We start from the raw sequence: 11,221 nt of genomic DNA on the forward strand, positions 1-11,221 counted from the left end.
CTTCATGCTCGCAACCCGAACAGCGGCATCTCCATGCCCCCTCTGAGCCACGTCAACAACCTGCACTCCTACGCGGGACGCTACTAAGAGACACACCGCACCAAGAACAAATGCGTGAGGGCGTTGCCACCCGAAAATTTTTCCCCCCCTAAAATGGGTGGGGGGGGTCCAAAAATTTTGTGTTCCCCCCCCCCTCACGCATTTGTTCTTGGTGCGGTGCGTCTCTTAGTAGCGTCCCGCGTAGGAGTGCAGGTTGTTGACGTAGCTCAGAGGGGTCACGGAGATGCCGCTGTTCGGGTTGCGAGCATGAAGGACCTGTCCGCCGCCCAGGTAGATAGCCACGTGGTAGAACGAACTCCCGCCATTGGACGAGGAGAAGACCAGGTCGCCGGGGCGCAGCTGGCTCAGCGGGACCTTGGTCGGTGCGGCCGCATATTGCTGTGACGAGGTCCGCGGCAGGTAAATGCCGGACTTGGCATATGCCGCCTTGGTGAAGGACGAGCAGTCGTAGAAGTCCGGACCATTGGCACCGAACCTGTACTGCTTGGACTCGTCGTTGGCAGTCATGCGGCCCCATGAGAAGGCCGCGTTGTAGTTGCCGGACGACTGCGGAGCCTCGGGCTCCTGGGTGGGCTCGGGCGTCGGCTCGGGCTTGGGCTTGATGGACTGCTTGGGGGCCTGCGGTGCGACCGTGGGCTTGGGCTTGGCCGTTTCCTTCGGAGCCTCGGGCTCGGGAGCCGGCTTGGGCTTCGGCTTGGCCGTTTCCTTCGGAGCCTCTGGCACAGGAGTTGGCTTTGGAGTGGCCTTGGGCGTCACCGGAGCGGGCTTGGCCGGTTCGGGGTCTTCCTTCGGCGGAATCGCTACGGTGAGCTGCGGGGCCTTGGGCGCGGACGCCTTGGGAGCCAGTGATTGGTTCTGCGGTCGTTCGTTGGGAACCTTCGGAGGGGCGGCCAGCGGCTTGATCTCGGGCGCCTTGCTCAGCTCGACCTCAAGTGGCGCGGCTTGGGGCGTGTTCTCGATCAGTTCCTGGAGCTTCTTGGTTTCTGCGGCCGCTTCCTTGGCGGCAATGCGCTCGGCTTCCTCGGCGGCGTCGACCTCATGCAGGTATGCCAGTTGCCCGATGAGCTCTTCGCGGAGTTTCTCCTGGGGTGCAACGGAGGCCTGGAAGCTGGAAAGCGTCGACGAGGCTTCTGCCGCTGCTGTCTGCTGGGCGGCGGTGGCTTCGTCGGCGGCCTTGGCTGCCGCGGCGGCATAGTCCTGCCACGCGGTCCACAGTGCGGCGGCGTCCTCGGCGTTGCTGACGGTCAGGGTGCGGTTGGCACTCAGTGCGTCCATGGTGGAGGCCTTGTACAGGACGTCGTTGTCCTGGGAGTCTTCCAGCAACGTGACAACGCCGGGATTGATGCCGCCATTGCGGTACAGGTCCGAGGCCAGTGCCCCGACGTCCTTCTTGCTCGAGAGTAGGTACTCGGTGGCTTTTTCCGCTTCGGCGGCGGCTTCGGCGGCCGTCTGGGTGCGTTCGGCGAGCAATTCGTCGGCGGCCAGCAGGTTGTCCTGGGCATCCAGGGCAGAAGCCTCTGCGGTGATGATGCCCTGGCGGCCGGATTCGATGTGGGCCTCGAGCCGTTCGACCAGGGCCTTGAGCGCCTCGGGGTCGGATTTTGCGGCCTGCAGTTGTGCCTGGGTGGGGAGCACGGTGCTGGAGGTGTGGGGCTCCGTCACGACACTGAGGGTGCTTGGTGCCGTCGGTGTTGCCGCTGCGGCCGGGAGCGCGCCCGTGAAGCAGGTGGCAGCCAATGCAAATGAGCAGGCGGCGACGCCCAGTGTTTCCCTGATTGCCATGCCTTGTTGTCCCTTACCTCGGCGATCGGTTTGCAAGTCCCGCAACAGATGCGAGAAATACGGCCTGAACGGTGCGGCCTGATCGCTGCTTCCTCTAGCACCCTATGGGATAACTATTCACACTGGCAACACCAGTCACATCAATAACTACAATTACAACGGTGTAATTATTCGCTAATTTACCCGGAATTTTGGAGACTTTTCGAAATGGCCCACCTTGCCAAGACCGGGTCGCCATAGGTCAGGACGGAGTGTCGGGATCTTCGCCGCATCTCCGGAGACGGCCGTTGTCGCCAGCCATTGGTGGCGACAGGCGCGCGTCCTGGATGTCGGGAAGGTCCAGATGAACATCTGGTGACGGACCCTGGGGGCGTGCATTCCCGGCTGGCGGGGGCTCCCGTGCTTCCTTTCAGGCGCCGTCCACCAGGGTCGTTGTGGCCGAGGAGTCAAATGTTGTTGGGAGGCCATGGGTGGGGCTCGTTGCCCCCCTGCGGCGCGGGACCGTCGCCGGCCCCCAACTAAGAGGTGAGAGAACCATGCCGTGGATGGGACGGTACCGGCCCAAGCCTCGCCGGCTTCTCGGGCCGGCTCCCTGCCGGGCCGCTGCCCTAGCCCCACCCGAGATCGTGCAGTCGATCGTCATCGATGCCAAAGTGGTGGGCAATCTCGTGAACGATCGTGATCCCAACCTCTTCGACAACCTGCTTCTCGGTGGAGCAGATCTCAAGGATTGCGTCCTTGAAAATGGTGATGCGGTCGGGCATGGCCCCGGCACCCCATCCCGAGTCGCGTTCCGTGAGCGAGGTTCCCTCGTAAAGCCCCAGCAACTTGGTCGTGGGATCCTCGCCGGGCAACGGCTCGTACGCATCCTCGATGAAGATGGCAACGTTCTCCATCATGGAAAGCAGGGCTTCGGGGATTTCATCCAGCGCCCTCTCCGCCACAAGCTCAAACTCGTCGTCAGTCATTTCGTACCCCATGGCTTGCACTCTACCGACTGCCTGGCCGCGTTTGGTTGGCCGTTCGACGAGGTGAAGGCCGGGAAACCGGGGCATGGGCAGTCGTGTCGAGCGTCACTCGCGTCTCGTTTTGCGTGGTGGGAACTTTACCTCTATAGTTATTTGAGTCCACTGCGGCGGAGTAATCCGAAGCGGTGGTTCCTGGCCCCCATCGTCTAGCGGCCTAGGACACCGCCCTTTCACGGCGGCGGCACGGGTTCGAATCCCGTTGGGGGTACGCACGAAATATGGATTTTGCTCGAGCGAAAAGCTCTGGTAGAGTTCTTGTCTTGTGAGCGAGGGAGACTTCGCGAATAAGGCCCTGTAGCGCAGTTGGTTAGCGCGCCGCCCTGTCACGGCGGAGGTCGCGGGTTCAAGTCCCGTCAGGGTCGCTTAGGTTTTCCGGTTCGCCGGAAGATCGGGTGATCATCTAGCCTGATGATGCCAGGCTCTGTAGCTCAGTTGGTAGAGCGTTCGACTGAAAATCGAAAGGTCACCGGATCGACGCCGGTCGGAGCCACCATCTAAAACCCCCTTGTTTCCAAGGGGGTTTTTGCTTTAACCGAATCAAGCCCGGATCCGGGCTTCCGTTCCATCGTTTCCTCAGGGCATTGCGTCCACTTTCACCGCGGAACCCCGGCCCACCTGCCAATTCTTGCGATGTCCATCACATTCGGCTGTAGGCTGGAGGCGTACGCCGAGCATGGTGAGGCGAGCGCAGAGAGGACCGGACCCATGGATCGTGAACTTTCGGTGCACAACCTGCCCGAAACTGAAGCCAGCGGAACCACGAGAATCAACGACCTTGCCGTGGCGAAGGTGGCCGCCGCGGCCGCCCGCGGCATTCCCGGGGTCCATTCCTTGGGGTTGGGGACCTCGCGGGCGCTGGGCGCCCTGCGCGGCGCGGTGGGATCGCCACAGGAACCTGCGCACGGGGTCAGTGTCCAGGTGGGCACCCGACAGGTCGCCATCGATCTTGTGCTCACCGCCACCTACGGGGTTCGCCTCCATGACCTGGCCACCGCGGTGCGCGAAGCGGTCTTCAATGCTGTCCAGGACCTGACCGACCTCGAAGTCATTGAGGTCAATATCGAGATCGGCGACGTCCACATTCCGGTCCCCGGCGCGGGGTCCGAGCAGCGTCGTGACGCGACGGCGGAAGGTTCGGCATGAAACCAACACTCATTGGTGCGCTCCTGGGAGCCATCCTGGCGTGGGCGGCCTTGGCCCACGGGGTGGGCGGGTTCCTCCTCATGGCCCTCTTCATGGCCGTCGGCGCCCTCCTTGCCCGAATCGCCGGCGGCCGGGTCGACATGCGTGCGATCCTGGACGCGTTGACCGGGCGACGATCCTCGTCATGAGCGAGGAGGTCCTTGACTCCCGGCGGGATTCCGGGATTCCCCCGCGGGCAGGCTACACACGGGTCAGTGCACAGGCGCTGACCGGCACCGCGCGCGCGGTGGCGGCCGGGATCTTCGGCGTTGACCCGGGACTGGTGCGCGCGTTCCTGCGCGACGACTCCGGCTACCTGGCACTGACCATCCACCTGCCGCTGCCGCTCACCGACCTCGCCGGAGGCCCCGAAGCGACTGTGCTTGACCGGGTCCGTGCCTGGCGCGGCAGTATTGGCGAGCAATTCAGCGCCCTCACCGGCTCGCTGGTCAGCCGGGTGGACGTGCGGGTCACCGGCATCGTGGATCCTGCCGTGGGACGGAGGCGCTGATGGGTGCGCAGGACGCCGACATCAGGGAATGCGAATTGACCAGCGGACGCTCGCCGGCCACGATCACTGTTGCCGCGCTGATCGTCCTGGTGTGCCTTTATGCCGTTTTCGAGGCGGCACTCAAGGCGCTGGGGCAGGAGCCGATGGTTGCTTCGCCGGAAACCTGGTGGCACTGGATCTCGACATTGCCCGGGAACCTGGAGCCCGCGGGACAAGGTGCCATGGGCCTGGCCGCAGCGCTCTTTGGGCTGGTGTTGCTGCTGCACGGTGTGCGCCGCGGAAGACGCGCGCGACACGCGTTGGCCTGCGAGGATGCGGTTCTCATCGTCGATGACCAGGTGCTGGCGGCCGGGTTGGCCCGCCGGGCCCGCGCGGACGCCGGCGTGGGCCAGGGCCAGGCGCTGGTCACGGTGCACCGTGAACGTGTTGACGTGCAGCTCAGTCCGACGTCCGGCACGCCCATCGACCCGGCCATGGTCGTGGCCGGGCTGGAGGACGAGCTTCGCACCAACCTGGTCGAGCCGGCCCCGCGGGTCTTCATCAGGGTTGCCGCGCGCGGGGTGATCGGCCAATGAACCGGACCCCCCGACTCCTGAACCGGATCATGCTCACCGTCCTGGGCCTGTTGCTGCTGGTCGGCGGCCTGCACCTGGCTCTGGCTGCCTTCTCCCCGGGCTACGGCCGCGGCTGGCGGGTTCTCGCAACGGACGTGGGCTTGTGGTTCGAAAGGGTACTGGCGGCCACCACGTTGCCGGGGCAAAAGGACTCCTGGCTGTGGATCCTCATTGCCGCGCTGCTGATTTGCGTCATCCTGCTGATGCTCTGGTGGATTGCCGTCCAGGGCAGGGGGCGCGGCGGCGACTACGTCTCGAGGTATTTCGCCGACGAGCCCATGCCGGGCCGGGTGGAAATTTCCCAGGGCGCGGTGGAACAGGCGCTCCGGCATTTCCTGGGCAGGCGCGGCGACGTCATCTCGATCCATGTCAGCGTCTGGGAGCTGGAACCCGAGGCCGGGCTGCGCATCAAGGTCCAGCCGCGAAAGGGCACGGCACCCGGGGCCCTGGGCCGAGATGTCGCCCGGGCCGCTCGGCTGACCCAGACCGCCCTGGGTGTCACCGGGCCCGTGGTCGTCTACCTGGCGGTGGGCACGCGCTCCCGCTTCGCGCGGAGCGAGCGCGTCCTGTAACCGCGGTCGGGCCTAGTTGGCCCGCGCGAGCTGGCGGACCGCCAGCCACCGGTTCGAGAGCCGGCGGTAGGACGCCGCGGCGCCGGTCAGGTCGGATTCAGCCAGTGACTCGATGCCCAGGCGCAGGTCGTGGGGCGAATCGTCGGGCCAGACGAGCGCGGCAATGCGCCCGTAGTCGAGTTCGACCATTGATTCCTTGTCAAAGAGCTGCAGCCATTCGCTCAGCGCCGCAAGCTCGTCCAGCAGGTCCATCTCCGGCGCGTGGATGGCAAGGGTCGCCGCCGCATAGCGGACCCGGTCCAGCGCCTGGTTCAGGGGCGTGTAGATCCGGCTGGCGAGAAGTTCCTCCCCGTCCTCGATGACATCCACCTCGTCGTCCTCGTGCACCAGGATCAGCCAGCCAAACGGGATGCCCCAGGTCGCGGTGCGCGTATGCAGGTGGGCCAGGTCGTCGGTGAAACGTTGCCGGTCCACGCGCAGCGCGTTTGCCGCCCGGGCCGCGTCGGGAACCAGCAGTTCCAGCAGCTGGGGGCGCATGGTCCCGTCAAGCTGTTCCGAGGCGAGGATGGTGCGGGTGGCCAGCTGGTCCGGGCAGTACAGGGTGCTGACGGTCCCGTCCCAGGACGTGGTGACCAGCTTGCGGAAAACCTCCTGGTGCAGGTGCGGGAACGGGTCGGACAGCGGCCGGGTCAATCGCTGGAGTGCCGCGGCCGCGTTCGCATCCTCCAGGGCCTCGCGGTTGACCCTCCCGGTGGCCATGGCGACCAATTGGTCGGCATCCGAAAAGGCCCGCAGGGGCTCGAAGACGCGCAGGTAAGAGGTCGGCGGGAGGGCCCTCCGGTTGGCACCGCTGACCTGGACCATGGGCTAGCTCAGCTCCACGATCACCGGGGTGTGGTCCGAGGCGCCCTTGCCCTTGCGTTCCTCGCGGTCGATGCTGGCCCCGAGAACCCTGGCCGCCAGTGCGGGGGAGGCCAAGGTGAAGTCAATGCGCATGCCCTCGTTCTTGGGGAAGCGCAGCTGGGTGTAGTCCCAGTAGGTGTAGGTTTTGGGGGTGTCGGTGTACGGGCGCACCACATCGGCGAAGCCCGTTTCGAGGAAGGCCTCGAAGGCCGCCCGCTCGTCAGAAGACACGTGCGTCATGTTGTTGTCGCGGAAGAAATCAATGTCCCAGACGTCCTCGTCGCGCGGGGCGATGTTCCAGTCGCCCATCAAGGCGACCTGGGCCTCGGGGTTTTCGGCCAGCCAGCCGGCCGCCTGCTTGTTGAGGTTCTCCAGCCAGGAGAGCTTGTAGGGCATGTGCTCGTCTTCCAAGGCGCGCCCGTTGGGCACGTACAGGCTCCAGATGCGGACCCCGCCGCAGGTTGCGGCGATAGCGCGCGCCTCCTGGACGGGATCCTTGCCGCCCTTGCCGAAGGCGGGCTGGTCAACGAAGGTGCGCTCGACATCGTCCAGGCCCACTCGGGAGGCGATGGCAACGCCGTTCCACTGGCTGAGGCCGAAGTGGGCGACCTCGTAGTCGTTGTTCTCAAACAATTCCCACGGAAAGTTCTCGTCCTTGCACTTGGTTTCCTGGATCGCCAGGACATCGACGTCGGAGCGGCGCAGCCAGTCCTCGACGCGGTCGGCACGGGCACGAAGGGAATTCACGTTCCAAGTAGCAATCTTCACCCTCCCAACCTATCAACTCTCATCACGACGGTCAGTTTTGGGCGTCAGCGGTTTGCCGCCTAGGCGAAAGCGGTTCCATGCCGCGGCGCACGGGCCGTGTGCGGCCATGGGTGGCGGCCGGGTGCGGCAAGACCTAGCAATTTAGTAGGAAGTCCGAGTATATTTTTGGTTAACAGGCGTGGTGCGCATCACAGGCCGCTGCCGCGTTCAGGCGAATCTTGCTTAGGAGCACCAATCACATGACCCGCGAACTGACCCATTACGTGGGCGGCGCCCACGCCAAGGGAACCTCCGGCCGCTTCTCCGATGTGTACAACCCCTCCACCGGGGCCGTGCAGTCCAGGCTTCCGCTGGCCTCCGCCGACGAGGTCCGTGGCGCCATCGCGATCGCCGAGGCCGCGCAGGTCGAATGGGGGCAGACCAATCCCCAGCGCCGGGCCCGCATCCTGAACAAGTTCGTCGAGCTCGTCTACGCAAACATGGACGAACTGGCGGCGCTGCTGACCAGCGAACACGGCAAGACCTTTCCCGATTCAAAGGGGGACATCCAGCGCGGGCTCGAGGTCATCGAGTTCTGTGCCGCCGCCCCGCACCTGCTCAAGGGCGAATTCTCCGACAATGCCGGAACCGACATCGACGTACACTCCCTGCGCCAGCCGCTGGGCGTGGTTGCCGGAATCACCCCGTTCAACTTCCCCGCCATGATCCCGCTGTGGAAGGCCGGCCCGGCGCTGGCCGCGGGCAACTCCTACATCCTCAAGCCCTCCGAGCGCGATCCCTCCGTGCCGCTGCGGCTGGCCGAGCTCTTCACCGAGGCCGGGCTCCCGGACGGCGTCTTCAACGTCGTGAACGGGGACAAGGAGGCGGTCGATGCGCTGCTCGAGGACCCGCGCGTGAAGGCCATCGGCTTCGTGGGCTCGACCCCGATCGCCCAAAGCATCTACGCCACCGCCGCAGCCAACGGCAAGCGCGCCCAGTGCTTCGGCGGCGCCAAGAACCACATGGTCATCATGCCCGACGCGGACCTGGAAATGGTTGCCGATGCCCTGATGGGCGCCGGATACGGATCGGCCGGCGAACGCTGCATGGCCATCTCGGTGGCCATCCCGGTCGGCGAGGCCACTGCCGACGCCCTGGTGTCCAAGCTGAAGGAACGCGTGGCCGGGCTCAAGGTCGGCGACGGCATGGACAAGGAATCCGACTTCGGGCCGGTCGTGGCCCAAAGCGCCAAGGAACGCATCGAGGACTACATCCAGGTCGGCGTCGATGAAGGGGCCTCGCTGCTGGTCGACGGGCGAGGGCTGAGCGTCCCGGGCCACGAAGACGGATTCTGGGTCGGCCCCACCCTCTTTGACAACGTCACCGAAAACATGCGGATCTACAAGGAAGAGATCTTCGGTCCGGTGCTCTGCGTGGTGCGGGCCAAGGACTACGAGGAGGCCCTGCGCCTGCCCTCGGAACACGAGTTCGGCAACGGCGTCTCCATCTACACCCGCGACGGCGACACCGCGCGGAACTTCACCTCGCGCGTCCAGGTCGGCATGGTCGGGGTCAATGTGCCCATCCCCGTGCCGATCGCCTACTACACCTTCGGCGGATGGAAGGCCTCGGGCTTCGGGGACCTGAACCAGCACGGAGCCGACGCCTTCCGTTTCTACACCAAGACCAAGACCGTCACCACGCGCTGGCCCTCGGGCATCCGCGAGGGCGCCAGCTTCGTGATGCCGGAAGGCAGCTAATCAACGTGGATGAGGCACAGATCCTTTCCGAAGTCCGGGGCACCCTCGGCGTGATCACGTTGAACCGGCCGCGCGCCGTCAATGCCCTGACTGCCGGCATGGCGGCAACGATGCTCGAGACCCTCGGCGCCTGGGCAACCGACCCGGCGGTGAGCCAGGTGCTGGTGCGCGGGTCCGGGGAACGCGGGCTGTGCGCCGGCGGCGACGTCGTGGCGATCCACCGCGACATCGCGGCAGGCGGCACCGAGACCGAGGATTTTTGGGCGACCGAGTACCGGCTGAATTCCCTGATCAACGCCTATCCCAAGCCCTACATCGCCTACATGGACGGGCTGGTGCTGGGCGGGGGAGTCGGGATATCCGCTCACGGCAGCCACCGGCTGGTCACCACCCGGACCCGCAGCGGAATGCCCGAAACCACCATCGGCTTCGTCCCGGACGTCGGCGGAAGCTACCTGCTCTCCCGCGCCCCAGGGGAGACAGGCACCCATGCCGCGCTCACCGGCGAGCACCTGGGCGCGGCCGAGGTGCTCTACCTGGGGCTCGCCGACCACCTCATCGACTTTGCCCGCGCCGAGGAGCTCTTCGCCGAACTTGAACGGACGCCGGTTGACGAGGCGCTGCCGGGGTTCGTCCTTCCCGTCCCTGCCTCGAACCTTGAGGCCTGGCGACCATGGCTGGATGAGACCTATGCACAGAAGGAGGTCGAAGACATCGTTTCCGCGCTACAGGAACTCGCCGGCGCGGGCAACTCGGAGGCCGAGTACGCGGTGACGACGCTGGCGAAGAAATCACCGACTGCACTGAAGCTCACCCTGGCCTCGCTGCGCCGCGCCAGGGACCTGGGGTCCCTCGAAGAGGCGTTGGAGCAGGAATACCGGGTCGGGCTGCGCCTGCTCGGGTCCAGCGACTTTCCCGAGGGGATCCGCGCCCAGGTCATCGACAAGGACTACGCCCCGGCGTGGAATCCCGCCACCCTGGCCCAGGTGCAACAGGACGATATCGACGCGTGCTTTGCCTCGCTCGGGGAACGCGAACTCAAACTCAATCCACGCGCCCTGAGCGACGCGGTCGAATAACGCTGGAGGAAAACATGTCTGAAAAATCGCCCGCCTCCGCGGGCCGGATAGCATTCCTGGGACTCGGGCACATGGGCGAGCCCATGGCCGTGAACCTCATCAAGGCCGGCTTCGACGTGGTGGGCTTCGACGTCGTCCCCGCGGCCGTGGACGCAGCAGTGAAGGCGGGCGTGCCCTGTGCTGGCTCGGCCATCGAGGCGGCCACCGGCGCGCGCATCGTGCTCACGATGTTCCCCTCCGGGGCCATCTTGCTCGATGCCTATCGCGGCGTCGGCGAACCCGGGCTGCTGGAAAGCGCCCCGCCGAACACCCTGTTCCTCGACTGCTCCACCATCGACGTGGCCCAGGCCCGCGAGGCGGCACAGCTGGCGCTGGCGGCCGGGCACCGCTCCGCCGACGCCCCGGTTTCCGGCGGCGTGGTCGGCGCCGAGGCCGGGACGCTGACGTTCATGATCGGCGCCGAGGCGGCAGACCTCGGGCACATCACCCCGCTGCTGGAAGTCATGGGCAAGAAGCTGGTGCACTGCGGCGGTCACGGGGCCGGCCAGGCCGCGAAGATCTGCAACAACATGCTCCTGGGCATCTCCATGATCGGTGCCGCCGAGGCCTTCGTGCTGGGCGAAAAGCTGGGGCTGTCCCACCAGGCCCTGTTCGACGTGATTTCCACGGCCTCGGGCCAATGCTGGTCGGTGACCACCAATTGCCCGGTCCCCGGGCCCGTGCCCACCTCTCCGGCCAACCGCGACTACACGCCCGGTTTTGCCGGTGCACTGATGGCCAAGGACCTGGGACTGGCGCTGAACGCCGTGGAGAATGCGGGGGTTGCCGCGCAACTGGGCCCGCTGGCCGCGCAGATCTACCGCAAGTTCGCCGACGAGGGCGGTGCGGGACGAGACTTCTCCGGCATCATCACCGAGATCAGGGACAAGTCGGCAAGCTAGGCAAAGAGACGTCCCAAAAGCTGTGGGTGCCCGCGGCAAGAC

The 11,221-nt window shown here is 65.9% G+C and carries 12 protein-coding genes and 3 tRNA genes; 11 read left to right on the forward strand and 4 right to left on the reverse strand.

The genetic code is table 11. The annotated features are described in order from the left end of the window. Positions 1-225: 225 nt before the first annotated feature. The gene (locus tag ACLQ7E_RS07320) at positions 226-1,842 is read right to left on the reverse strand and encodes an NlpC/P60 family protein (protein WP_411731916.1); all 1,617 of its coding nucleotides are present in this window, start codon (positions 1,840-1,842) and stop codon (positions 226-228) included. A gap of 608 nt (positions 1,843-2,450) precedes the next feature. Continuing rightward, positions 2,451-2,810 carry a metallopeptidase family protein gene (locus ACLQ7E_RS07325; protein WP_411731917.1) on the reverse strand — a complete coding sequence of 120 codons (360 nt, stop codon included), beginning with the start codon at positions 2,808-2,810 and terminating at the stop codon, positions 2,451-2,453. Between the two features lie 195 nt (positions 2,811-3,005). Between ACLQ7E_RS07325 and ACLQ7E_RS07330 the strand changes: the two genes are divergently transcribed. The 8 genes from ACLQ7E_RS07330 to ACLQ7E_RS07365 all read left to right on the forward strand — a co-directional run bounded on the left by ACLQ7E_RS07330 (position 3,006) and on the right by ACLQ7E_RS07365 (position 5,749). Then, positions 3,006-3,078, forward strand: a tRNA-Glu gene (locus tag ACLQ7E_RS07330). Between the two features lie 80 nt (positions 3,079-3,158). Continuing rightward, a tRNA-Asp gene (locus ACLQ7E_RS07335) sits at positions 3,159-3,232 on the forward strand. A 55-nt stretch (positions 3,233-3,287) separates the two neighbouring features. Next, a tRNA-Phe gene (locus ACLQ7E_RS07340) sits at positions 3,288-3,363 on the forward strand. A gap of 212 nt (positions 3,364-3,575) precedes the next feature. Beyond that, the gene (locus ACLQ7E_RS07345; RefSeq protein ID WP_411731918.1) at positions 3,576-4,013 is read left to right on the forward strand and encodes an Asp23/Gls24 family envelope stress response protein; all 438 of its coding nucleotides are present in this window, start codon (positions 3,576-3,578) and stop codon (positions 4,011-4,013) included. Beyond that, positions 4,010-4,201, forward strand: coding sequence for a hypothetical protein (locus ACLQ7E_RS07350; RefSeq protein WP_411731919.1), 192 nt, complete (start codon positions 4,010-4,012; stop codon positions 4,199-4,201). The genes ACLQ7E_RS07345 and ACLQ7E_RS07350 overlap by 4 nt, the downstream gene beginning before the upstream one ends. Beyond that, positions 4,198-4,563: a hypothetical protein gene (locus tag ACLQ7E_RS07355; RefSeq protein WP_411731920.1), complete on the forward strand. Its 366-nt coding sequence runs from the start codon at positions 4,198-4,200 to the stop codon at positions 4,561-4,563. The genes ACLQ7E_RS07350 and ACLQ7E_RS07355 overlap by 4 nt, the downstream gene beginning before the upstream one ends. Beyond that, positions 4,563-5,138 (forward strand): hypothetical protein, encoded by a 576-nt coding sequence (locus ACLQ7E_RS07360; protein ID WP_411731921.1) that lies wholly within the window; start codon positions 4,563-4,565, stop codon positions 5,136-5,138. The genes ACLQ7E_RS07355 and ACLQ7E_RS07360 overlap by 1 nt, the downstream gene beginning before the upstream one ends. Beyond that, positions 5,135-5,749 carry a hypothetical protein gene (locus ACLQ7E_RS07365; protein ID WP_411731922.1) on the forward strand — a complete coding sequence of 205 codons (615 nt, stop codon included), beginning with the start codon at positions 5,135-5,137 and terminating at the stop codon, positions 5,747-5,749. Before ACLQ7E_RS07360 ends, ACLQ7E_RS07365 begins: the two co-directional genes overlap by 4 nt. A 12-nt stretch (positions 5,750-5,761) precedes the next feature. On the opposite strand, the gene ACLQ7E_RS07370 is transcribed toward ACLQ7E_RS07365, so the two are convergent. Together ACLQ7E_RS07370 and ACLQ7E_RS07375 are read right to left on the reverse strand one after the other, a co-directional pair. Then, positions 5,762-6,613 carry a hypothetical protein gene (locus tag ACLQ7E_RS07370; protein ID WP_411731923.1) on the reverse strand — a complete coding sequence of 284 codons (852 nt, stop codon included), beginning with the start codon at positions 6,611-6,613 and terminating at the stop codon, positions 5,762-5,764. A 3-nt stretch (positions 6,614-6,616) separates the two neighbouring features. Continuing rightward, positions 6,617-7,420, reverse strand: coding sequence for an exodeoxyribonuclease III (locus tag ACLQ7E_RS07375; RefSeq protein WP_411731924.1), 804 nt, complete (start codon positions 7,418-7,420; stop codon positions 6,617-6,619). Positions 7,421-7,659: 239 nt separating this feature from the next. On the opposite strand from ACLQ7E_RS07375, the gene ACLQ7E_RS07380 reads away from it, so the two are divergent. The 3 genes from ACLQ7E_RS07380 to mmsB are packed head-to-tail and all read left to right on the forward strand — an operon-like array spanning position 7,660 to position 11,179. Then, complete coding sequence (locus ACLQ7E_RS07380) at positions 7,660-9,159, forward strand: CoA-acylating methylmalonate-semialdehyde dehydrogenase (protein WP_411731925.1); 1,500 nt, start codon at positions 7,660-7,662, stop codon at positions 9,157-9,159. Between the two features lie 5 nt (positions 9,160-9,164). After that, positions 9,165-10,238, forward strand: a complete 1,074-nt coding sequence (locus ACLQ7E_RS07385) for an enoyl-CoA hydratase/isomerase family protein (protein ID WP_411731926.1) — start codon at positions 9,165-9,167, stop codon at positions 10,236-10,238. Between the two features lie 14 nt (positions 10,239-10,252). Beyond that, on the forward strand, positions 10,253-11,179 hold the full coding sequence (mmsB, locus tag ACLQ7E_RS07390; protein WP_411731927.1) for a 3-hydroxyisobutyrate dehydrogenase: 927 nt from the start codon (positions 10,253-10,255) through the stop codon (positions 11,177-11,179). Positions 11,180-11,221 lie beyond the last annotated feature (42 nt).

Origin of the sequence: Paeniglutamicibacter sp. (assembly GCF_046714615.1) — a bacterium.
Taxonomy (GTDB): Bacteria; Actinomycetota; Actinomycetes; order Actinomycetales; family Micrococcaceae; genus Paeniglutamicibacter.